Here is a 23,515-nt window from a genome sequence, read left to right on the forward strand (position 1 = left end):
GCCGTCAATGGTGCGGGACGGCTCCGCCGGTCGAGCGGCGCGGGGCGTTACAGCTCCGCCTCGATCAGGTCCGCCGCCCGTGAGGTGCCGCCCTCCGCCCGGACCTCCGCCTTCAACCGCGCGCAGCGCGCGGCGACTTCGGGGTCGGACACCAGGGCCAGCAGCGTCGACCGCAGGGCGTCACCCGACGCGTCCGCCGTGTCCAGGCGACGCGCCACGCCCAGCTCCACCAGCCGGTCGGCGTTTACCGGCTGCTCGGCCCCTTGCGGTACGGCGATCATCGGCACCCCGGTGTACAGCCCCTCACTGGAACTGCCCATGCCGGCGTGGGTGACGAACGCGTCGGCCTGCTCTAGGACCGCCAACTGCGGCACCCAGGAGCGGACTTCGATGTTCGCGGGCAGCTCCGCGCCCAGCTCGGCCGGGTCGACGTGCTTGCCGATCTGGAGGACGACGTGCCAGCCCGGCAGCTCCCCGAACGCGGCCACGCAGTTGCGGTAGAACTCCGGCTGCCTGGTGTACGCCGAGCCGAGCGAGACCAGGAGCACCTTCTCGGCGCCCTCGGGACGCGCCCAACTCCCTTGCCGCGCGCGGTCGCCGAAGCACGGCCCGACGAAGTCGACCCGGGGATCGACGGTGTCCGCGTACGGCTGCATGGCGCGCGGGATCGTGGCGAGGGCGCGCGGCGGAACCCCCGAGAACCGGCCTGCGTCCAAGGTGGTGGCCCCGCACCCGGCGAGCCACTCCGTGAAGCGGGCCTCCAGGGCGGCGGCGCCCGGCAGCCGCGCGAGGGCCGCGCCGATGTCCTCCTGGTAGCTGCCCCAGGCGACATAGGTGGGCGAGAGCTGGACGACGGGCCGCCCCTGCGCCTCGGCGAGCGCCCGGCCGACGTACGCGCCGATGTCGTACAGGTACAGGTCGGCGGGGTCGTCGTCGTAGACCGCGCGCAGCCGCGGGAGCACCGCCATCGCGTCGTCGAGGAAGAGCGCGCTCGCCTCGATCGGGTCGTCGGGCCAGATGTTGTCGCGGTGCGGGAGCGTCGAGTCGTACGGGACGAGTGCGGCGCCGGTGGGTTCGATCAGCCCGGCGGTGGCGGGGTCGTTGGCGTACGTCACGCGGTGGCCGCGCGCGGCCAGCTCACGGATGATCTCCAGGCCGGGCAGCACATGGCTGACCATCGGGACGCCGATCATGGCGATGTGGGCACGCCGGCGGGAGGGTCCACGGGATGACATGAGAGTCCTTCGCGTACAGAAGTCACGGATCAGGGACAGGCGCGACGGGCCGCCGCCTCCGCCCCGAAGGGCGGGCGGGGGCCACGGAAGGCCGTGTCAGCCGTAGATCTGCGCGATGGAGTGCATACCGGGACCCTAGGCCCGGCGCCGGTGCTCAGTCGAACGAATAAGCCTCGACCTCGGCGAGGTAGCGCGCCCGCAGCTCCTCGTCCGCCGCGTCCCGGTCGAGGAAGGCGGCCTCGAAGGAGTTCCGCGCGAGGGTGCGCAGCTGCTCCTGGCCGATGCCGAGCGCCTCGCGCACGGCATGGAAGGTGTCGTCGACGTACCCGCCGAAGTAGGCCGGGTCGTCGGAGTTGACCGTGCACATCAGCCCGGCGTCGAGCATCCGCGCCAGCGGGTGGTCCTCCAGCATGTCGATGGCGCGCAGCCGGACGTTGGAGAGCGGGCAGAGCGTGAGCGGCACCCGCTCGCGGACCAGGCGTTCGACCAGCTCCGGGTCCTCCATGCAGCGCAGCCCGTGGTCGACGCGCTCGACGCGCAGCACGTCCAGGGCCTCGGTGATGTACGCGGGCGGGCCCTCCTCACCGGCGTGCGCGACGAGCCGCAGCCCGAGGGCGGCGGCGGCCTCGTACACCTCCTTGAACTTGACCGGCGGGTGGCCGACCTCGGCGGAGTCCAGGCCGACGCCGATGATCCGGTGGAGGTGGGGCCTGGCGGCCTCCAGCGTCTCCATCGCGGACTCGGCGGACTGGTCGCGCAGGAAGCACATGATGAGCCGGGTGGAGACGCCGTGCCGCTCCTCGCTGCGCTCCAGCGCGCGGGACAGGCCCTCGATGACGGTGGCGATGGGTACGCCGCGCGCGATGTGCGCCTGCGGGTCGAAGAAGATCTCCGCGTGCCGCACGCCCTGGGCGGCGGCGCGGGTGAGGTAGGCGTCGGCGAGTTCCTCGAAGTCGGCCTCGGTGCGCAGCACGGCCATCAGGCTGTAGTAGAGGTCCAGGAAGGACTGGAGGTCCTCGAAGAGGTAGGCCTCGCGCAGCTCTTCGGTGTCGGCGTAGGGCAGCTCGACGTGGTTGCGGGCGGCCAGCGCGAAGGCCAGCTCGGGTTCGAGGGTGCCTTCGATGTGGAGGTGCAGTTCGGCCTTGGGGATCGGCATGGTGCGGTCTCGCTCAGTTCTGTGCTGGGTGTGCGGGGGGGCTCAGGTTCGCTTGGGGAGGGGCACGCGCATCAGGTCGCGGGCGACGGTCAGTTCGCCGTCGAACCCGGCGGCGCGGGCCTGCTGTTCGTAGACGCCCGGGTCGGGGTAGCGCTGGCTGAAGTGCGTCAGCACCAGGTGCCGCACGCCGGCGTCGACGGCCACCCGCGCGGCCTGACCGGCCGTCAAGTGGCCGTGGTCGACGGCCAGTTGCTCGTCCTCGTCGAGGAACGTCGACTCGATGACCAGCATGTCGCAGCCCTCGGCGAGCGCGTACACGCCGTCGCAGAGCCGGGTGTCCATCACGAAGGCGAAGCGCTGCCCGCGCCGCACCTCGCTCACCTCGTCCAGCGTGACGCCGCCGAGGGCGCCCTCCTTCTGGAGCCGCCCGACGTCCGGCCCCCTGATGCCGCGCTCGGCCAGCAGCTCCGGCAGCATGCGGCGCCCGTCGGGCTCGGTGAGGCGGTAGCCGTACGACTCGACGGGGTGGGAGAGCTTGCGCGCGTCGAGGGTGTACGAGGCGGTGGCGGCCAGCGGGCCGTCGACGGCGACCGGGGCCTCGGCGAGCGCGACGGTCTCGCGGTAGGCCGTCGCGTACCGCAGGCGGTCGAAGAAGCGCTGCCCGGAGGCCGGGTAGTGGGCGGTGACGGGGTGCGGGACCCGGTCGAGGTTGAGCCGCTGGATCACCCCGGCGAGGCCGAGGCTGTGGTCGCCGTGGAAGTGGGTGACGCAGATCCGGTGCAGGTCGTGCGCGGCGACCCCGGCGCGCAGCATCTGCCGCTGCGTGCCCTCGCCGGGGTCGAACATGATGCCCTGGCCGTCCCAGAGCAGCACGTAGCCGTTGTGGTTGCGGTGCCGGGTCGGGACCTGGCTGGCGGTGCCGAGCACCACCAGTTCACGTACGGACAAGAGGGAGCGGCCCCGCTATCCGGGAGGCCACTGGAGGCCGCGGCCGCCCAGGACGTGCGCGTGCGCGTGGAACACGGTCTGGCCCGCGCCCGTACCGGTGTTGAAGACGATGCGGTAGCTCTCCGCCTTCTCCTCGGTGGCGACCTCCTGGGCCTCGCGCAGCACATCGGCGGCGATCTGCGGCTCGGCGGCGGCCAGGGACGCGGCGTCGGGGTGGTGCACCTTGGGGATGATCAGGACGTGCGTGGGGGCCTGCGGGTTGATGTCGCGGAAGGCGAGGGTCGTCTCCGTCTCCCGGACCACGGTCGCCGGCACCTCACCCGCGACGATCTTGCAGAACAGGCAGTCGCTTCGCGCTTCGCCCGCCATGGGCCCGGCCTCCTCAGGAGCAGTGATCGGTACGCACGGAATGCTATCCCTCCGCGTCTCGCGGCGCGGAGGGATACCGGGCCTACGGCGCCCAGGGCAGGGGCGGCGCGCTCTTCGCGGGGTTCTCCGCCAGCGCGGCGAGCGCGATGCGCACCGCCTCGTCCAGCTGCGGGTCGCGGCCCGCCGCGTAGTCGTCGGGGGTCATCACGACCTCGACGTCGGGGTCGACGCCGTGGTTCTCCACCCCCCACTCCTCGCCCTCCGTCCAGAACGCGTACTTGGGCTGGGTCACCAGCGTGCCGTCGACCAGGTGGTAGCGGCTGTCGATGCCGATGACGCCGCCCCACGTGCGGGTGCCGACCACGGGGCCGATGCCGAGGGCCCGGATCGCCGCGTTGACGATGTCGCCGTCGGACCCGGAGAACTCGTTGGCGACGGCGACGACGGGCCCGCGCGGGGCGTCCTGGGGGTAGCTGAAGGGCCGTGAGCCGCGCGGCAGGTCCCAGCCGACGACGCGGCGCGCCAGCTTCTCCACGACGAGCTGGGAGGTGTGGCCGCCGCGGTTCTCGCGGACGTCGACCACCAGGCCCTCGCGGGCGACCTCGACGCGCAGGTCCCGGTGGATCTGCGCCCAGCCCGGCGCCTGCATGTCGGGGACGTGGAGGTAGCCGAGGCGGCCGCCCGAGCGCTCGTGGACGTAGGCCCGCCGGTCGGCGACCCACGCGTGGTAGCGCAGCGGCTCCTCGTCGTCGACGGGGACGACCACGGCGTGCCGGGGGTCGCCGCCGCCCGAGGGCGAGACGGTCAGCTCGACGGGTTTGCCCGCGGTGCCGACGAGCAGCGGTCCCGGCCCGGTCACGGGGTCGACGGGCCGGCCGTTGACCTCGATCACCGCGTCGCCGGGGCGGACCGCGACGCCGGGGGCCGCCAGCGGGGAGCGCGCCGCGGGGTCGGAGGTCTCCGAGGGCAGGACGCGGTCGATGCGCCACAGGCCGTCCTCGCCCCGCGACAGGTCCGCGCCGAGGAGCCCTTGCCGGAGCGCGGAGCCGCCGCCCGAGCCCCCGGGCACGACGTACGCGTGCGAGGTGCCCAGCTCGCCCTGCACCTCCCAGAGCAGGTCGACGAGGTCGTCGTGGGTGGCGACGCGGTCGAGCACCGGGCGGTAGCGCTCCAGTACGCCGTCCCAGTCGACGCCGCCCATGTCGGGCCGCCAGAAGTTGTCCCGCATGAGGCGGCCCGTCTCGGCGTACATCTGGCGCCACTCGGCGGCCGGGTCGACGGTGTGGCGGATGCGGGTCAGGTCGACGGAGATGTTCGAGTCGCTGTCCTCGTCGCCCGAGGCGCGCCGGTCGCTGGGCACGACCTTCAGCTTGCCGTCGGTCCACAGCAGGACCCGCTTGCCGTCGCCGGTGACCGCGAAGTGGTCGGCGTCGGCGGCCAGTTCCTCCACGCGGCGCTGGGCGAGGTCGTACCGTTCCAGCTCGGTGTGCGGCTCCGGATCGGACGGGGTCGCCCGGGAGGCGCCGAGCACGCCCCGCACCGGGTGGCGCAGCCAGAGCAGGCCGTCCTTGGCGGCACGCAGCGTCGTGTAGCGGGCCGCCTCGACGGGGAACGCCACAATGCGGTCGGCGAGCCCGTCGAAGTCGACGCGGGTGACGGGCGCGCCCTCGCTGTCGGGCGTCTCGGCGCCGGGGCTGTCCTGCCCCTCGAAGGGCCGGCCGTGCCGCTGCGGCCCGAACGGGGACGGCGTGGTCGCGGCGAGCGTGAGGAGGTACGGCCGGGAGCCGCCGACGAAGGCGAGGTCGAAGACGTGCTCGTCGTAGACCGGGTCGAAGGCGCGGGCGGAGAGGAAGGCGAGGTGCTTGCCGTCGAGCGTGAACGCGGGCGAGTAGTCGCGGAAGCGCAGCGGGGTCGCCTCGGACACCGACAGGTCGGCGGTGTTGGCGAGTTTGAGCTGGCGCAGCGGGCTCGGGCCGGGGTGCGACCAGGCGAGCCAGGCGGAGTCCGGCGAGAAGACGAGCCCGGTGACGTCGCCGTCCTCGCTGCGGTCGACCTCGCGGACCTCGCCGCTCTCCCGCTCGACGAGCAGGACGCGCCCGTCGTGCGAGGCGACGGCGGCGCGGCTGCCGTCCGGTGACATGGCGAGTCCGAGGACCCGGCCGAGCTGTCCGGCGGCGAGCCTGCGCGGGGTGGCGCCGGGCGCGGGGCCGGTGGCCGGGGCGAACTCCAGCGCCTCGTCGCCCTCGGCGTCGGTCACCCACACGACGTGCTCCTCGCCCGCCACGCGGAAGGTGCGGGGCAGCCGGGCGCGCACGCCCGGGGTGGCGGCGAGCGCGCGGGCCGGGCCCTCGCGGTGCGTGACCCAGTGCACGGAGCCGCGGACGGAGACGGCGCTGCCGCGGCCGGTGTGATCGGGCGCGGCGGCCCCGAACCAGCGGGCGGCGGACACGGGGTGCGGCTGGAGGTCGGTGCGCTGGCCGCCGAGGCGGATGTCGAGGCGGCGCGGTTCGGCGCCGGTCAGGTCGTCCAGGAGCCAGAGCCGGCCGGCGCTCGTGTAGATCACGCGGGTGCCGTCGGTGGCGGCGTGCCGGGCGTAGAAGCCGTCGAGCGGCGTGTGGCGTCGCAGGTCGGAGCCGTCGGGCAGGGACGAGTAGAGGGCGCCGACGCCTTCGTGGTCGGAGAGGAACGCGAGCCGCTCCCCCACCCACAGCGGGTACTCGATGTTTCCGTCCAGCTCTTCGTGGCGGCGTACGAACTCCGTGTCCGGCGCCTCGCGGAGCCACAGCTTGCCCGCGGTGCCGCCGCGGTACCGCTTCCACCAGGCGGCCTCCCGTCCGAGGGGGGCGGTGACCAGCAGGACCTGACCGTCGGGGCCGTGCGTGACGTTGCCGACGAGGCCGTAGGGCAGGGTGGCGGCGGGTCCGCCGTCCAGCGGCACGGCCCGCGCCCAGCTGCGGTTCCACGAGGCCTGGCCCGCGGCGGAGACCGCGAGGACCTGTCCGTCGGGGGTCCAGCCGCGCACGCCCGTCTTCCAAGTGCCCCAGTGCGTCAGCCTCTTGGAGGGGCCGCCGTCGACGGGAGCGACGTGCACCTCGGGTGCCCCGTCGCGGGTGGACGTCCAGGCGACGGTGGTGCCGTCCGGGGAGACGCGGGGGTGGTTCACGGGTACGTTGTCGGCGCTGACCCGCCAGGCGCGGCCCCCGTCGAGCGGGGCGACCCAGACGTCGTCCTCAGCCGTGAACGTGGCCAACTCGCCGTGGATGTGCGGATACCGGAGGTACGCAGTCTGTGTCACACCGTCCAGCCTAGGCAGGCGCCGGGCGGCCCGGAAGCGGTTTGGATCACTTCGGCCGGGGCGGGCCGCCCGGCGGGCCATGTCACTTCCCCGGCAGGCAGTCGCAGGTCGGGGGCGGCGGGTCGGGAGTGACGGTCACCGTCACGGTCACCGTGGGGCGGGGCTCGGGACGGTCGTCGGAGGGCGGGGGCTGGGAGGGCGGCCGGTGGGAGGAGCCGGGCGGGGACGGGGTTCCGCCGTCGCCGGCATCGCAGTTGCCGAGCACGTCGACCTGAAACCACTCCTTGCCGTCGACCCTGGCGGTGAGGTTGCCGCGTACGCAGCGGTCGTCGACGAGGGAGGACACCCTGCCCTTGATGGTGATGTCCTTGTCGTCATCGGACTCGCCCTGGCAGTCCACCTCCACGACGGCCTTCTCCGAGGGACCGCCGCTCTTCGGGGTCACCCGGTCCTGATAGCGGGCGGTGCAGCTGAGCCACGCCACGTCGAGCTTCTGGCGCTCCAGCTCCTTGGTGCCCATCCGGTCGGTGGTGAGCGCGACCGCCGCGGTGTTCAGGCCGCCGTTCACCGGATCACAGGCGGTGACGCCGAGCGCGGCGGCGCCGGCGAGCCCGACGGCGTACAGAACAGGCGTACGCCGTCGCCCCGCGTTCCCTTGCCGTAGTCGTCTCCATGCCCCCATACAGGGCAGAGTGCCACCCTCTGTGCCGGTGCGGTAGACCGCTTGCGGCCATCTGGCCACCGAGGGCGGCAGAAGGCGGAGGTCCGGTCAGGTCAGGACCAGCGGCCCGTGCGTCCGAGGAGCAGCGCGGTGGCGGCGGTGCCGGCGGTCGAGGTGCGCAGCACGCTGCGTCCCAGGCGGTACGGCTTCGCGCCGGCCTCGGCGAAGGCCGCCAACTCGTCCGGGGAGACGCCCCCTTCGGGTCCCACGACGAGCACGATGTGCCCGCTCGCCGGGAGTGCGGCGGTGGCCAGCGGCGCACTGCCCTCTTCGTGCAGGACGGCCGCGAAGTCGGCGCCCGCGAGGAGGGCGGCGACCTGCTTGGTGGACGCCGCGTCGGCGACCTCGGGGAAGCGCACCCGGCGCGACTGCTTGCCCGCCTCGCGCGCGGTCGCCCGCCACTTGGCGAGCGCCTTCAGGCCGCGCTCGCCCTTCCACTGCGTGATGCAGCGGGCGGCGGCCCACGGCACGATGGCGTCGACACCGGTCTCCGTCATGGTCTCGACGGCGAGTTCCCCGCGGTCCCCCTTCGGCAGCGCCTGTACGACGGTGACGCGGGGCGACTCCTCGGGCTCCTCGGTCACCGGGTCCATCCGTACGACGAGCCGGTCCTTGCCCTCGGTGTCGAGGACCACGCAGTGCGCCCACCGTCCGGCGCCGTCGGTCAGGACGACGTCCTCCCCGGCGCGCAGCCGCTTCACGGAGACGGCGTGGCGTCCCTCGGGGCCGTCGAGTACGTACGGCCCGCCGCGCTCCGCCTCGAACTGCTCGACGACGAAGACGGGGGCGGTCACGCGGCGCCGCCCTGGCTCCCGGCGGCCAACGCGCCCTGGGCCTCGGCGAGTTCGGCCGCGAGGACCTCCACGAGCTGTCCCGCGGGCAGCTCCCGGGCGAGCCGGTGGCCCTGCCCGGCCCACAGCGCCATGCCCTGCGCGTCCCCGGCCTTCGCGGCGGCCTTGCGCAGGCCGCTGGTCAGGTGGTGCACCTCGGGGTAGGCGGCGGGGGCGTACGGGCCGTGCTCGCGCATGAAGCGGTTGACGAGGCCGCGCGCGGGCCGCCCGGAGAAGGCCCGGGTCAGCTCGGTCCGCAGGAAGAGCGGATTGGTCATGGCCTGCTTGTGCAGGGCGTGGGCGCCCGACTCGGGCGTGACCAGGAACGCCGTGCCGAGCTGCGCGGCGTCGGCGCCCGCCGCGAGGACCGCGGCGATCTGCGCGCCGCGCATCAGGCCGCCCGTGGCGACCAGGGGGATCTGCACGGTCTCGCGGACCTGCGCGACGAGGGAGAGCAGCCCGATCCCGGCGCCGTCGGCCTCGGGGTTGTCGCGGTGGGTGCCCTGGTGCCCCCCCGCCTCGATGCCCTGCACGCACACGGCGTCGGCACCGGCCCACTGGGCGGCCTGTGCCTCTTCGGGCGTGGTGACGGTGACGACGGTGACGGTGCCGACCCGCGCGAAGGAGTCGAGCACGTCACGCGTGGGGCACCCGAAGGTGAAGGAGACGACCGGCACCGGGTCGTCGAGCAGGATCGCGAGCTTGGCGTCGTACCCGTCGTCGCGCCCGCTGTCCGGGTCGCCGAGCTGCGTCTCGTACCAGGTGGCCTCACCGGCGAGCTGGCTGCGGTAGACGTCGACCGCGGCGGCGTCCGCGGTGTCGGGCTGCGGCATGAAGAGGTTGACGCCGAAGGGCCGCGAGGTCAGGCCCCGCAGCTGCTTGATCTCCTGGTACATCCCGTCGGCGGTCTTGTACCCGGCGGCGAGATACCCCAGGGCGCCGGCCTCACAGACGGCCGCGGCCAACTGCGGACAGGACGCGCCGCCCGCCATGGGGGCCTGCACGATCGGATGGCGGCAGAGATCGCTGAGCACGGAGGACATACCCGCATCGTCCCACGCTCTTTGAACCGCACCGAATCGCACCCCGCACCGGCGCACGCCACCTCGCGTGCCCACGACCGCCCGCCGGCGCCTGCAGACCGTCCCGGGCTGGTCGCGCAGTTCCCCGCGCCCCTTCAGGGGCGCGGGAACTGCGCGACCAACCACACACAACCCGCGGCCAAAAACAGAGCGCCCCCGGCACGGGAAGACCCGCCCCGGGGGCGCAACAACCGCTCAAGGCGCTACCGCCCGTTAAACGCATCCTTCAACCGAGAGAACAACCCCTGCTGCCCCGGCTGAAACTGCCCCGTAGGCCGCTCCTCGCCCCGCAGCTGCGCCAGCTCCCTCAGCAACCGCTCCTGCTCGGCATCGAGCTTGGTCGGGGTCAGAACCTCCACGTGCACGATGAGGTCACCACGCCCACCACCCCGCAGATGCGTGACACCACGCCCATGCAGCGGCACCGACTGACCGGACTGCGTGCCCGGCCGGATGTCGATCTCCTCAAGACCGTCCAGCGTCTCCAACGGCACCTTCGTGCCGAGCGCCGCCGCGGTCATCGGAATGGTGACCGTGCAGTGCAGGTCGTCGCCGCGCCGCTGGAACACCGCGTGCGGCAACTCGTGGATCTCCACGTACAGGTCACCGGCGGGGCCGCCACCGGGCCCGACCTCGCCCTCACCCGCGAGCTGAATCCGCGTGCCGTTGTCGACACCGGCGGGGATCTTCACGGTCAGCGTCCGCCGCGACCGGATGCGGCCGTCACCGGCGCACTCGGGGCACGGCGTCGGCACGACCGTGCCGAAGCCCTGGCACTGCGGGCACGGCCGCGAGGTCATGACCTGCCCGAGGAAGGACCGCGTGACCTGCGACACCTCGCCGCGGCCGCGGCACATGTCACACGTCTGCGCGGAGGTCCCCGGCGCGGCACCCTCACCGCTGCAGGTCGTACAGACGACGGCCGTGTCGACCTGGATGTCCTTGGTCGTCCCGAAGGCCGCCTCGTCGAGGTCGATCTCCAGGCGGATCATCGCGTCCTGGCCGCGGCGCGTACGCGAACGCGGCCCCCGCTGCGACGCCGTCCCGAAGAACGCGTCCATGATGTCGGAGAAGTTGCCGAAGCCACCGGCCCCGAAACCGCCCGCGCCACCGCCGCCGCCCGCCTGGGACAGCGGGTCGCCGCCGAGGTCGTAGACCTGCTTCTTCTGCGGGTCCGACAACACCTCGTAGGCGGCGTTGATCTCCTTGAAGCGCTCCTGAGTCTTCGGGTCCGGATTCACATCCGGGTGAAGCTCACGCGCCAGCCTCCGGAAGGCCTTCTTGATCTCGTCCTGGGAAGCGTCGCGGCGCACGCCGAGTACGGCGTAGTAGTCCGTGGCCACTTACGACTCCGCCAGGATCTGTCCGACGTAACGTGCCACTGCGCGTACTGCTCCCATCGTTCCCGGATAGTCCATGCGGGTCGGTCCGACCACGCCTAGTTTGGCGACTGCCTCGCTGCCCGAACCGTAGCCGACCGAGACCACGGAGGTGGAGCTGAGGCCCTCATGGGCGTTCTCGTGACCGATCCGTACGGTCATGCCCGAATCCGTCGCCTCGCCAAGCAACTTGAGGAGCACGACCTGCTCCTCAAGGGCCTCGAGAACGGGGCGGATCGTGAGGGGAAAGTCATGCCCGAAGCGGGTGAGATTGGCGGTGCCGCCGATCATCAGCCGCTCCTCGGTCTCCTCGACGAGTGTCTCGAGGAGGGTGGAGAGCACCGTCGAGACGGTGCCGCGGTCCTCGGCCTCGAAGGCCTCGGGCAGGTCCTGCACCAGCTGCGGGACGTCCGCGAAGCGACGGCCCGCGACCCTGCTGTTGAGCCGCGCCCGCAGGTCCGCGAGCGACGACTCCCCGAAGGGCGCCGGGCAGTCGATCATGCGCTGCTCGACCCGGCCGGTGTCGGTGATCAGGACGAGCATGAGGCGCGCGGGAGCGAGCGAGAGCAGCTCCACGTGCCGCACGGTCGACCGCGTCAGCGAGGGGTACTGCACGACGGCGACCTGCCGGGTGAGCTGCGCGAGCAGCCGCACCGTGCGCCCCACGACGTCGTCGAGGTCGACGGCGCCGTCGAGGAAGTTCTGGATGGCGCGCCGCTCGGGGGCGGTCATCGGCTTGACCCCGGCGAGCTTGTCGACGAACAGGCGGTAGCCCTTGTCCGTCGGGATGCGCCCCGCGCTGGTGTGGGGCTGGGCGATGAACCCCTCCTCCTCCAGCGCCGCCATGTCGTTGCGCACCGTGGCGGGAGAGACGCCGAGACGGTGCCGCTCGGTGAGCGCCTTGGAGCCGACCGGCTCCTCCGTCCCGACATAGTCGTGGACGATGGCGCGCAGCACTTCGAGCCTGCGTTCACTGAGCATCGCGCACACCTCCCAAACGTCGTCCGTCGCGGTGATCCCCTGCGTGGACCGCTGCCTGGCACTCAACGCGGGTGAGTGCCAGCCTGTCAAAGGGTCAGTGTACGGGCGTCGGGTACGGACCCGGCAAGGCCGGACCCGCACCCCGTTGCGCGTGCCCGGAGCCCGGTTGGTCATGCCACGAGCCGCCGCAGCGGTTAGCGTCACCGTATGGACGTGGAGCCGGCATGGGAAGCGGCGGGCTGGGAGCGGCTCGCACCGCGCGTGGGACGGTGCCGCCTGCCGGTGTGGGACTGCACGGCGGGGCTCGTCGTCGGTGACGAGGCGGCCCTGATGATCGATGCCGGGGCGAGCCTGGCCGAGGGCGCGGCGCTGCGGACGCGGGCCAGGGAGCTGCTCGGCGGCGGTCGTCGCGTGACGCATCTCGCGTTGACGCATCCGCACTTCGACCATGTCCTCGGGGCCGCGGCCTTCGCGGGCGTGGAGGTGTACGGGGCGGTGGGCATCGACACGGTTCTCGGCAAGGGCGGCGAGGAGCTGTGCGCGGACGCGGTGCGGCACGGCCTGGAGCGGCGGGCGGCGGCGGAGGCGGTCGATCTCCTGGTCCACCCCCACCACCTGGTGTGCGGGGAGTGGACGCTCGACCTCGGCGGCGGCGTCCAGGTCCTCCTCGCGAACGTCGGCCCCGGCCACTCGGGCCATGACCTGGCGGTCCTGGTGCCCGGCGGGGACGACGGGGGCGGTGCGGACGGCGGGCGGGAGATCGTCTTCTGCGGCGACCTCGTCGAGGAGTCGGGCGAACCGCAGGCCGGTCCGGACGCGGTGCCCTCGCGGTGGCCGGCGGCGCTGGACCGGCTCCTGGAGCTGGGCGGCGAGGACGCGCGGTACGTGCCGGGGCACGGTGCGGTGGTGGATGCGGCTTTTGTCCGTGCGCAGCGCGCCACACTGGCGGCACGTTCCGGCGTGTCGTAGCGGCGGTCCCGCCCGCTCTTCCTATCGTCGGCGGAATGCGCCAGTACTCCGCCGATCTCACCCCGCCGTGGAAGAAGCCGAAGCCCGTCCCGGAGGTGGCGGCGGACGCCGGCCTCGTGGTGGAGGAGCTGAGCACCGGTTTCTGCGGGGCGGTGATCCGCTGCGAGAAGACCGCGCAGGGCCCGACGGTGACCCTGGAGGACCGCTTCGGCAAGCACCGCGTCTTCCCGATGGAGCCGCGGGGGTTCCTCCTGGAGGGCAGGACGGTGACGCTGGTCCGCCCGGCCGCGGGCGCGGCGCCGGTACGTCCCTCGCGCACCGCCTCCGGTTCGGTGGCCGTTCCCGGCGCGCGGGCCAGGGTCGCCCGCGCGGGACGCATCTACGTCGAGGGCCGCCACGACGCCGAACTGGTCGAGCGGGTCTGGGGCGACGACCTGCGCATCGAGGGCGTCGTCGTCGAGTACCTGGAGGGGATCGACGACCTCCCGGCGATCGTCGCGGAGTTCGCCCCCGGCCCCGACGCGCGGCTCGGCGTCCTCGTGGACCACCTCGTCCCCGGCTCCAAGGAGTCCCGCATCGCGGCGGAGGTCACCGGCGACCACGCCCTGGTCGTCGGCCACCCCTACATCGACGTGTGGGAGGCGGTGAAGCCGTCCTCGGTGGGCATCGAGGCGTGGCCCCGGGTGCCGCGGGGGCAGGACTGGAAGACGGGCGTGTGCCGGGCACTGGGCTGGCCGGAGAACACGGGGGCGGCGTGGCAGCGCATCCTCGGCTCGGTACGCAGCTACAAGGATCTCCAGCCGGAGCTGCTGGGCAGAGTGGAAGAACTGATCGACTTCGTGACGCATCCGTAGCGGAGGAACTGGCGGGCAGCCGGGCGGCACGGGCCCACCCCCGGCCGCGTACCCCTGGCCCCAGCCCCCGGCGCCACTAATCCACCAGCCCCCGCACCACCGCGTCCGCCAGCAACCGCCCCCGCAACGTCAGCACCGCCCGCCCCGCCGCGTACGGCGCCGCCTCCAGCAACCCCTCGTCCCGCGCCTTGCGCGCCGCGGCGAGCCCGGCCTCCTTCAGCAGCGTCAGCGGGCAGCCGTCCACCAGCCGTAGCTCCAGCAAGATCCGCTCCACCCGCCGGTCCTCCTCGGAGAGCACCTCACGCCCGGCGCCGGGCGACCGGCCGCCCGCCAGCGCCGCCGCGTACGCCCCGGGGTGCTTCACGTTCCACCACCGCACGCCCCCGGCGTGGCTGTGCGCCCCCGGCCCGGCCCCCCACCAGTCGGCGCCGCGCCAGTACAGCTCGTTGTGCAGGCAGCGTCCCGCCTCGGACGTGGCCCAGTTGGACACCTCGTACCACGAGAAGCCCGCCCGCCCGAGGACCTCGTCGGCGATGAGGTACCGGTCGGCGTGGACGTCGTCGTCCGTCATCGGCACCTCCCCGCGCCGGATGCGCCGCGCGAGCTGCGTACCCTCCTCGACGATCAGCGCGTACGCACTGACGTGGTCGGGCCCGGCCCCGATCGCCGCGTCCAGCGTGGCCCGCCAGTCGTCGTCCGTCTCGCCCGGGGTGCCGTAGATCAGGTCGAGGTTCACGTGGTCGAACCCGGCCGCCCGCGCCTCGGCGACGCAGGCCTCGGGCCGCCCCGGCGTATGCGTACGGTCGAGGACCTTCAGCACATGCTGCTTCGCGCTCTGCATGCCGAAGGAGACGCGGTTGAACCCGCCCTCCCGCAGCTCCGCGAGGTACGCCTCGTCGACCGACTCGGGGTTCGCCTCGGTCGTGATCTCCGCGTCGTCCGCGAGACCGAACTCGTCCCGTACGGCCGCCAGCATCCGTACGAGATCACCCGCCGCCAGCAGCGTCGGCGTACCGCCCCCGACGAAGACGGTCCGCACGGGCCGCGGGTCGTCGCCGAGGACCTTCCGCGCGAGCCGCACCTCGTCGGTCAGGGTGTCCGCGTAGTTGTCGCGGGAGGCGAGCACACCGCCCGAGCCGCGCAGCTCGGTGGCGGTGTAGGTGTTGAAGTCGCAGTAGCCGCAGCGCGTGGCGCAGTACGGGACGTGCAGGTAGAAGCCGAGGGGGCGGGAGGCCGCGCCGGCCAGGGCGGACGCGGGCAGCGCGCCGTCCTCGGGCATGGGCTCGCCATCGGGCAGTGCGGAAGGCATACCGTCGATTGTCCCGCACCGCCGGAGCGCGAACGCCTACTGCGCCTGGAGCACCAGCAGCGCCAGGTCGTCGTCCGGCGGCCCCTCCGAGAACTCGTGCACGAGCCGCCGAATCCGCTCCGCGACGAGCGCCGCGTCCAGCCCCGCACAGCCGGCGAGGGCCTGCGCGAGGCCGTCGCCGTCGTCGAACTGGAGCCGCCCCGAGCGCCGCTCGGTCACGCCGTCCGTGACGCAGAGGAGGGTGTCGCCGGTCAGCAGGTCGAAGCTCTCGCTCGTGTACGCCTCGTCGTCGATGACCCCGAGCAGCATCTGCGGGCTCGCCGCCGACCGCACCTGCCCGTCCGGCGACAGGAGCAGCGGCAGCGGGTGCCCGGCGCACGCGAGGGTGCAGCGCACGCCGCCCTCGTGCGGGATCAGCTCGCCGTAGAGGAGGGAGAGGAAGCGTGAGGTGGGGCCGTCGGCCGGTACGCCCTGGCCGCCCGCGACGGCGACCACGGCGGCCGCCGCGTCGGCGGCCTCGGTCGCGTCGTCGAGGAGCAGCTGGTTGAGGCGGTCGAGCACCTCGGCGACCTGGTAGCCCTCGCGGGCGAGCAGCCGCAGCCAGGGCCGGACGAGGCCGATGACGACGGCCGCCTCGGGCCCCTTGCCCTGGACGTCGCCGAGCGCGAAGCACCAGCGCCCGTCCCCGGCCTGGAAGACGTCGTAGAAGTCGCCGCCGGGGCCGCCCTTGTCCCGCGGCTCGTACACCAGTCCGCTCTGCACGCCGGGGATCTGCGCGACCTTGCTGGGCAGCAGCCCGCGCTGGAGGACGCGGCTGATGTTGGCCTGGCGCTGGTAGCGGCGGGCCGTGCTGACGGCGAGGGCGACGCGGCGGCTGAAGTCCTCGACGAGGCCGGTGACCTCGTCGGGGAAGCGCATCAGGCCCGCCCGGCCGATGACCAGCGTGCCGAGCGTCCGGCCGCCCGCGATCAGGCGGTACGCGAGTGCCGTGCCGGACCTCTCGTCCGCGAGCGCCTCGCCGGGCCAGCGGACGGGGAGGGCGCCGGTGCCCGCCGCGTGGGGCAGGTGGGGCGGGTCCTTCTCCAAGACGCGGCGCAGTTCCTCCACCCGCTGCTCGCTGGTGTGCCAGACCCGGGCGAGGCGCGCGCCCGGTCCGCCCGCGGTCGCGCGCGCCGGACCCTCCGAGGCCTCGTCGAGCCAGACCGCGCACCAGTCGGCGAGCCGCGGCACGAGCAGTTGTCCGGCGAGCGCGGCGACGAGGTCCTCGTCGAACTGCCCGGCCAGCAGGTCGGAGGCCTCGGCGAGGAAGCTGAGCGCCCCGCGATTGACCCAGTCCGTCTCGTGCGTGACGCGCCTGGGCAGCGGCGCGAGGATCTCGGCGGCGCGCAGCCCGCGCTTCAGGGCCTGGTCACCGTCGTACGCCTCGATCTCCTGGTCGGCGGGGACGCCGTCGACGGGGAGGCGGCCCCAGACGGTCTTGGTGCCCGTGCGGTAGGTGATGCCCCAGGACTCGGAGAGGCTCGCGACGAGTTGCAGGCCCCGGCCGTACTCGGGGGTGCCGGGGAGCGCGGGGCTGCCCTGCTCGCCGCGGACGGCGCGGGAGGGGTGGTGGTCGGAGACCTCGATGACGAGGGCGTCGGTGTCCTCGCCGGGCCCGGCCTCGTCGAGGCGGCACAGCAGTTCGACCGCCGTGCCCGCGTGCACGACGGCGTTGGTCACCAGTTCGCTGACGAGGAGCACCGCGTCCTCGGCGAGGCGGTCGGTGACGCCGGCCGCCGCGGGCACGCCCAGCTCCGTCCAGTCGGCGAGCGCGGCGCGCACGAACCTGCGCGCGGCGGCGGGCGCCAGCGGGTTCCCGGGCAGGGACGTGCGCACCACCGCCGGGGGCCCCGGTCGGCCCGGGTCCTCGGCACAGGCGCGGGCTTCGGTCTCCCTTTGCATCGGAATGGACCCCACGTGCGGCTCCTGAGCAGTTCGGTCGAATACGCCTCAGGCGACACCGACAGGGTGACAGACTGGCGGCGCCCATAAGCACCGAGTCACCGAAGTGGGCCGCTATGAGTGAGAACAGTGCTACGCCGGCGCCCGGAACCGGACGGATTCCGGCCCCGGCGCCGCCGCCCGTGCCCACACCGCCCGCCGCGCCCACCGCGCTCCCACCCGCCGATTCCCCCTCCTCATCCCCATCCCCATCCCTGCCTCTCTCGTCCCTCCCGCCCGCGGTCCTCGCCGAACTGCGCCCGCTGCTCGCCGCCATGCGCGGCGCCCGGGACGGCGACTTCACGAAGATCGCGCCGGTCGGCGAGGGCATCACCGCCGAGCTGTACACCGTCTTCAACGAAATGCTCGACCGGTCACGGCACTTCGACGCCGAGCTGTTCCGCGTACGCCGGGAGATCATCCGCCACGGCCGCCTGGACGAGCGGTTCACGGCGAGCCCGGGGCAGGGCAGGTGGGCGGACCGGGTCCACGAGGTCAACTCCCTGCTGGACTCGCTGGTCGCCCCGGCCGCGAACGCCACCCGGGTGCTCAACGCCGTGGCGGGCGGCGACCTCACCCAGCGCGTCGACCTGCACGACGGGAGCCGGGAGCTGCGGGGCGACCTGCGGCGCCTCGGCCGCGCCGTGAACACGATGGTCGACCAGCTGTCCCTGTTCACCGGCGAGGTGACGCGGGTCGCCCGCGAGGTCGGCACGGAGGGGCGGCTCGGCGGGCGCGCCAAGGTGCGGGGCCTGTCGGGCAGTTGGCGTGACGTGACCGAGGCCGTCAACACGATGGCCGCCCGGCTCACGGCCCAGGTCCGGGACATCGCGCTGGTGACCACGGCGGTCGCGCGGGGTGACCTGACGCGCACCGTGACCGTCGAGGCCACCGGTGAGCTGCTCGAACTGAAGCTGACCGTGAACACCATGGTCGAGCAGTTGTCCGCCTTCGCCGCCGAGGTGACGCGGGTGGCCCGCGAGGTCGGCACGGAGGGGCAGTTGGGCGGCCGGGCGCAGGCGCGGGGCGTGTCCGGCGTGTGGAAGGACCTCACCGACAACGTCAACCTCATGGCGTCGAACCTCACCTCGCAGGTCCGCAACATCGCCCAGGTCACCACCGCCGTCGCCAACGGCGACCTGAGCCAGAAGATCACCGTGGACGCCCGGGGCGAGATCCTGGAGCTGAAGTCGACCGTGAACACGATGGTCGACCAGCTCTCCGCCTTCGCCGACGAGGTCACCCGCGTCGCCCGCGAGGTCGGCACCGAGGGCAACCTCGGCGGACGGGCCCAGGTGCGGGGCGTCTCCGGCGTATGGAAGGACCTCACCGACAACGTCAACTTCATGGCGGACAACCTCACGTCGCAGGTCCGCAACATCGCGCTGGTCTCGACGGCCGTCGCCCAGGGCGATCTCGGCAAGAAGATCACGGTGGAGGCGAAGGGCGAGATCCTGGAGCTGAAGACGACGATCAACACGATGGTCGACCAGCTCTCCGCCTTCGCCGACGAGGTCACCCGCGTCGCCCGCGAGGTCGGCACGGAAGGCAACCTCGGCGGGCAGGCCCAGGTGCGGGGCGTCTCCGGCGTATGGAAGGACCTCACCGACAACGTCAACTTCATGGCGTCGAACCTCACCTCGCAGGTCCGCAACATCGCCCAGGTCACCACCGCCGTCGCCAACGGCGACCTCTCCAAGAAGATCACCGTGTCCGCGCGCGGCGAGATCCTGGAGCTGAAGGACACCGTCAACACCATGGTCGAGCAGTTGCGCGCCTTCGCCGACGAGGTGACGCGCGTGGCCCGCGAGGTCGGCACGGACGGGCGGCTCGGGGGCCGCGCGCAGGTGCTCGGCGTGTCGGGGGTCTGGAAGGACCTGACCGACAACGTCAACTACATGGCCGACAACCTCACCGGGCAGGTCCGCAACATCGCGCAGGTCGCGACCGCCGTCGCCCAGGGCGACCTGTCCAAGAAGATCGACGTGGCCGCGCGCGGCGAGATCCTGGAGCTGAAGACCACCATCAACACCATGGTGGACACGCTGTCGTCGTTCTCCTCCGAAGTCACGCGCGTGGCCCGCGAGGTGGGCTGCGAGGGCCAGTTGGGCGGCCAGGCCCGGGTCGAGGGCGTCTACGGCACGTGGAAGCGGCTGACGACGAACGTGAACGAGCTGGCGCTGAACCTCACCACCCAGGTCCGCGCCATCGCCGAGGTGGCGTCGGCCGTGGCGCAGGGCGACATGACCCGCGCCATCACCGTCGAGACGCGCGGCGAGGTCTCGGAGCTGAAGGACAACATCAACCTCATGGTCTCCAACCTCCGCGAGACCACCCGCGCCAAGGACTGGCTGGAGTCCAACCTCGCCCGGCTGGCCGGTCTGATGCAGGGCCACCGGGACCTGATGGAGGTCGCCGATCTGATCCTGCGCGAGCTGACGCCGCTGGTCAACGCGCAGTACGGCGCCTTCTTCCTGGCCGACCCGGACACCGCCGACGGCCCGGCGCCCACGCGCGTCACCGCGAAGGGCCTCGCCTTCATCGCGGGCTACGGCGCGGCCCAGGGCTCGGTCGTCGACACGGGCGGGATGCCCGCGCAGGGCCTGGTGCGCCAGGCGGCCCAGGAGAAGAAGCGCATTCTGGTGGAGGAGGTGCCGCCGGACTACATCAAGATCCATTCGGGGCTCGGCGACGCGGCGCCCGCCACGGTCGTCATCATCCCGATCCTCTTCGAGGACAAGCTGCTCGGCGTGATCGAACTGGCGACGTTCTCGCGGTTCTCCGACGTCCACCTGGCCTTCTTCGACCAGTTCGTGAACACCATCGGCGTCGCGATCAACACCATCATCGCCAACTCCCGTACGGAGTCACTGCTCGGCGAGTCCCAGCGCCTGGCCACCCAGCTCCAGGAGCGGTCGGACGAACTCCAGCGCCAGCAGGCCGAGTTGCGCCGCTCGAACGCGCAGCTGGAGGAGAAGGCCGCCCTGCTCGCCACCAGCTCGCAGTACAAGTCGGAGTTCCTCGCGAACATGTCGCACGAACTGCGCACGCCGCTCAACTCCCTGCTGATCCTGGCCCGGCTGCTCTCCGACAACCCGGACGGACACCTCTCCGACCAGGAGGTGCAGTTCGCGACGACGATCCACCGCTCGGGCTCGGACCTGCTCCAGCTCATCAACGACATCCTGGACCTGTCGAAGATCGAGGCCGGCCGGATGGACGTACGCCCCAAGAGGCTGCCGCTGACCAAGGTCCTCGAATACGTCCACGCGACGTTCCGCCCGCTCACCCTCGACCGGGGCCTCACCTTCGAGGTGTCGGTCGGCGACGACGTGCCGCGCGAGATGTTCTCGGACGAGCAGCGCCTCCAGCAGATCCTGCGCAACCTCCTGTCGAACGCCGTCAAGTTCACCTCGTCGGGCGGCGTCGAGCTGCGGGTCAGCCGCGTCGCCGACACCTCGGCCGACCGGGAGGCCCACGACCACGCCGACCTGCTCTGCTTCGCGGTCAGCGACACCGGCATCGGCATCCCGGCCGAGCAGCTCCCGGTGATCTTCGAGGCGTTCCAGCAGGCGGACGGCACCACCAACCGCAAGTACGGCGGCACCGGCCTCGGCCTCTCCATCAGCCGCGAGATCGCGGGCCTGCTCGGCGGCCGCATCACCGCCGAGAGCCGCCCCGGCGAGGGCTCCACCTTCTCGCTGTACGTCCCCGTGGTGCACCCGGGCCACGGCGCGGCCGCCGTCGCGTACGCCGCGTCGCACAGCCGGCAGCTGCCGCAGCCCCAGGAACACGCCGCGCTGCGGCCGCACACCACCCTCGAAGCGGACGACAGCCGGCCGATGCCCGCCAAGCTGGAGGAGTGGAAGCGAGGCCGCGCCGGCCGCTTGCTGCCCGGCCGCAAGGTGCTGATCGTCGACGACGACGTCCGCAACGTCTTCGCCCTCACGCACGTGCTCAGCCGCGTCGGCATGCCCGTCCTGTACGCGGAGAACGGCCGCGAGGGCATCGAGACCCTGGAGCGCAACCCCGACGTCGACCTCGTCCTGATGGACATCATGATGCCGGAGATGGACGGCTACGAAACCATGGCCGCCATCCGCCGCAACCCCCGCTGGCAGGGCCTGCCCATCGTCGCCCTCACCGCGAAGGCCATGCCCGGGGACCGCGAGGAGGCCATCTCCCGGGGCGCCGCCGACTACGTGCCCAAGCCCGTGGACGTGGACCAGCTCCTCGGGGTCGTCTGCGCCCTCCTCGATCCCGAGGGCACACCGGGAGAGCGCCCCGGGCACCCCCGCCCGTCACCGGCCACCGATTGAGGCAGCGCCTTCACGGCCTCGCGTCACCCGGTGCCGTCAGGCATGCCTCCCGGCCCGGCGGGCGGCTACGCCTCGCGCGAGCCCGCGTACATCTCGTCGATCAGGTGCTTGTACTCCCGCTCGACGACCGGCCGCTTGAGCTTCAGGCTGGGCGTCAGCTCGCCGTGCTCGACGTCCAGGTCGCGCGGCAGGAGACGGAACTTCTTGATGGTCTGCCAGCGCTGGAGGCCTTCGTTGAGCTGCCGCACATAGCCCTCGACCAGCTCGACCGTGGCGGGGGCGGCGACGACCTCGGCGTAGGACTTGCCGCCCAGGCCGTTCTCCTCGGCCCAGGCGAGGATCGCGGGCTCGTCGAGGGAGATCAGCGCGGTGCAGAAGTTCTTGTCGGCGCCGTGCACCAGGATGTTCGAGACGTACGGACACACCGCCTTGAACTGGCCCTCGACCTCGGCGGGCGCGATGTACTTGCCGCCGGACGTCTTGATCAGGTCCTTCTTGCGGTCGGTGATCCGCAGATAGCCGTCGACCGACAGCTCGCCGATGTCCCCGGTGTGGAACCAGCCGTCCGACTCGAGCACCTCGGCCGTCTTCTCCGGCAGGCCGTGGTAGCCCTCCATGATGCCGGGGCCGCGCAGCAGGATCTCGCCGTCGTCCGCGATGCGCACCTCGGTGCCGGGCAGCGGCTTGCCGACGGTGCCGGTGCGGTAGGCCTCACCGGGGTTGACGAAGGAGGCGGCGGAGGACTCGGTCAGGCCGTACCCCTCCAGGATGTGGATGCCGGCGCCCGCGAAGAAGTACCCGATGTCGGGCGCGAGCGCGGCCGAGCCGGAGACGGCGGCGCGCAGCCGCCCGCCGAAGGCCTCGCGCAGCTTGGCGTAGACGAGCGAGTCGGCGACCTTGTGCTTGGCGCGCAGCCCGAAGGGCACCGAGGCGTTGCCGGTCCTGCGGAAGTTGTCCTGGCTGACCTTCGCGTACTCGCGGGAGACCTCGGCGGCCCACAGGAAGATCTTGTACTTGGCTCCGCCGCCGGCCCGGGCCTTGGCCGCGACGCCGTTGTAGACCTTCTCGAAGATGCGGGGCACGGCGGCCATGTACGTCGGCTGCACCACCGGCAGGTTCTCGATGATCTTGTCGACGCGGCCGTCGACGGCGGTGACGTGCCCCAGCTCGATCTGCCCGGAGGTCAGCACCTTGCCGAAGACGTGTGCGAGCGGCAGCCACAGGTACTGCACGTCGTCGGCGCTGAGCAGGCCGGTCGCCGCGATGGCCTTCGCCATGTACGACCAGTTGTCGTGCGGGAGCCGCACACCCTTGGGCCGGCCCGTGGTGCCGGAGGTGTAGATGAGCGTCGCGAGCTGGTCCGCGGTGATCGCCGCGACGCGGTCCTTGACGAGCGCGGGGTTCTTCTCCAGGTGGGCGGCGCCGCGGGCCTCCAGCTCGGCGAGCGTGAGCACCCAGCCCTCGGGGTCGCCCTCGGCGGCGGACGCGCCCTCGGCGTCGATGACGACGACGTGCCGCAGCTCGGGCAGCTCGGCGCGCTTCGCGCGGGCCTTGGCGAGCTGCGCGGCGTCCTCGGCGATCAGCACCCGGCTGTCGGAGTCGGCCACGATGTACGCGGACTCCTCGGCGTTGGTCTGCGGGTAGACGGTCGTGGTGGCCGCGCCCGCGCACATGATGCCGAGGTCGGCGAGAATCCACTCGACCCGCGTGGAGGAGGCGAGGGCGACCCGGTCCTCCGGCTGGAGCCCGAGTTCGATCAGCCCGGCGGCGATGGCGAAGACGCGGTCGGCGGCCTGCGCCCAGCTGAGCGCCTTCCAGTCGTCGGGGCCCTCTCCGGAGGCCGCCGGGACGGGGTAGCGGTAGGCCTCGGCGTCCGGCGTGGCGGCCACGCGCTCCAGGAGGAGATGCGCCACGGAAGGCGGACGGTTCTCGATCAAGGTCTGTGTGTCGCTCATCTGTGTGTCGCTCACGACATCCTCCGGGGCCCACGACGGTGCGGCGATCTTGCTGGCGGCTGCTTCTGCCTTCTGTTCTGCTTCTTACATCCCTGTCGGCTACTTGTTTAACTTGTGAGTAACCTACGAGTGG

Annotated in this window: 16 protein-coding genes; 3 read left to right on the top strand and 13 right to left on the bottom strand. The window is 72.7% G+C overall.

Annotation, left to right across the window (positions count from 1 at the left end):
• Window positions 1–47: 47 nt before the first annotated feature.
• The 10 genes from J2N69_RS11555 to hrcA form a co-directional block, all read right to left on the bottom strand.
• Window positions 48–1,235, bottom strand: coding sequence for a macrolide family glycosyltransferase (locus tag J2N69_RS11555; protein WP_230900663.1), 1,188 nt, complete (start codon window positions 1,233–1,235; stop codon window positions 48–50).
• Window positions 1,236–1,389: 154 nt separating this feature from the next.
• On the bottom strand, window positions 1,390–2,391 hold the full coding sequence (locus J2N69_RS11560; RefSeq protein WP_230900664.1) for an adenosine deaminase: 1,002 nt from the start codon (window positions 2,389–2,391) through the stop codon (window positions 1,390–1,392).
• A 42-nt stretch (window positions 2,392–2,433) separates the two neighbouring features.
• Complete coding sequence (locus tag J2N69_RS11565; RefSeq protein ID WP_230900665.1) at window positions 2,434–3,339, bottom strand: ribonuclease Z; 906 nt, start codon at window positions 3,337–3,339, stop codon at window positions 2,434–2,436.
• Window positions 3,340–3,354: 15 nt separating this feature from the next.
• Window positions 3,355–3,708 carry a histidine triad nucleotide-binding protein gene (locus J2N69_RS11570; protein ID WP_230900666.1) on the bottom strand — a complete coding sequence of 118 codons (354 nt, stop codon included), beginning with the start codon at window positions 3,706–3,708 and terminating at the stop codon, window positions 3,355–3,357.
• An 82-nt stretch (window positions 3,709–3,790) separates the two neighbouring features.
• Window positions 3,791–7,003 (bottom strand): S41 family peptidase, encoded by a 3,213-nt coding sequence (locus J2N69_RS11575; RefSeq protein ID WP_230900667.1) that lies wholly within the window; start codon window positions 7,001–7,003, stop codon window positions 3,791–3,793.
• 82 nt (window positions 7,004–7,085) lie between these two features.
• Entirely contained in the window at window positions 7,086–7,685 is a 600-nt protein-coding gene (locus J2N69_RS11580; RefSeq protein ID WP_230900668.1) for a hypothetical protein, read from the bottom strand.
• Between the two features lie 92 nt (window positions 7,686–7,777).
• Window positions 7,778–8,518 carry a 16S rRNA (uracil(1498)-N(3))-methyltransferase gene (locus tag J2N69_RS11585; protein WP_230900669.1) on the bottom strand — a complete coding sequence of 247 codons (741 nt, stop codon included), beginning with the start codon at window positions 8,516–8,518 and terminating at the stop codon, window positions 7,778–7,780.
• A complete protein-coding gene (locus J2N69_RS11590) occupies window positions 8,515–9,597 on the bottom strand; it encodes a nitronate monooxygenase (protein ID WP_230900670.1) in 1,083 nt (360 codons plus the stop codon). Before J2N69_RS11590 ends, J2N69_RS11585 begins: the two co-directional genes overlap by 4 nt.
• Window positions 9,598–9,839: 242 nt before the next feature.
• Window positions 9,840–10,979 carry a molecular chaperone DnaJ gene (gene dnaJ, locus J2N69_RS11595; protein WP_127911165.1) on the bottom strand — a complete coding sequence of 380 codons (1,140 nt, stop codon included), beginning with the start codon at window positions 10,977–10,979 and terminating at the stop codon, window positions 9,840–9,842.
• Window positions 10,980–11,996 (bottom strand): heat-inducible transcriptional repressor HrcA, encoded by a 1,017-nt coding sequence (gene hrcA / locus J2N69_RS11600; protein ID WP_127911164.1) that lies wholly within the window; start codon window positions 11,994–11,996, stop codon window positions 10,980–10,982.
• A gap of 207 nt (window positions 11,997–12,203) precedes the next feature.
• Here hrcA and J2N69_RS11605 point away from each other — a divergent pair, with 207 nt between their 5' ends.
• Both J2N69_RS11605 and J2N69_RS11610 read left to right on the top strand, forming a co-directional pair.
• Window positions 12,204–12,965, top strand: coding sequence for an MBL fold metallo-hydrolase (locus tag J2N69_RS11605; protein ID WP_408056710.1), 762 nt, complete (start codon window positions 12,204–12,206; stop codon window positions 12,963–12,965).
• 35 nt (window positions 12,966–13,000) lie between these two features.
• Window positions 13,001–13,819 carry a DUF3097 domain-containing protein gene (locus tag J2N69_RS11610; protein WP_230900671.1) on the top strand — a complete coding sequence of 273 codons (819 nt, stop codon included), beginning with the start codon at window positions 13,001–13,003 and terminating at the stop codon, window positions 13,817–13,819.
• Window positions 13,820–13,895: 76 nt separating this feature from the next.
• On the opposite strand, the gene hemW is transcribed toward J2N69_RS11610, so the two are convergent.
• Together hemW and J2N69_RS11620 are read right to left on the bottom strand one after the other, a co-directional pair.
• Window positions 13,896–15,128, bottom strand: a complete 1,233-nt coding sequence (hemW, locus tag J2N69_RS11615; protein ID WP_230900672.1) for a radical SAM family heme chaperone HemW — start codon at window positions 15,126–15,128, stop codon at window positions 13,896–13,898.
• A 36-nt stretch (window positions 15,129–15,164) separates the two neighbouring features.
• Entirely contained in the window at window positions 15,165–17,069 is a 1,905-nt protein-coding gene (locus J2N69_RS11620) for a SpoIIE family protein phosphatase (protein ID WP_230900673.1), read from the bottom strand.
• Between the two features lie 314 nt (window positions 17,070–17,383).
• Here J2N69_RS11620 and J2N69_RS11625 point away from each other — a divergent pair, with 314 nt between their 5' ends.
• Entirely contained in the window at window positions 17,384–21,427 is a 4,044-nt protein-coding gene (locus J2N69_RS11625; RefSeq protein WP_230904687.1) for a HAMP domain-containing protein, read from the top strand.
• Window positions 21,428–21,492: 65 nt separating this feature from the next.
• Here J2N69_RS11625 and J2N69_RS11630 read toward each other — a convergent pair whose 3' ends face one another.
• On the bottom strand, window positions 21,493–23,382 hold the full coding sequence (locus tag J2N69_RS11630; RefSeq protein WP_230904688.1) for an AMP-dependent synthetase/ligase: 1,890 nt from the start codon (window positions 23,380–23,382) through the stop codon (window positions 21,493–21,495).
• Between the last annotated feature and the right edge of the window lie 133 nt (window positions 23,383–23,515).

Source organism: Streptomyces huasconensis, from assembly GCF_021028635.1.
GTDB lineage: Bacteria > Actinomycetota > Actinomycetes > Streptomycetales > Streptomycetaceae > Streptomyces > Streptomyces huasconensis.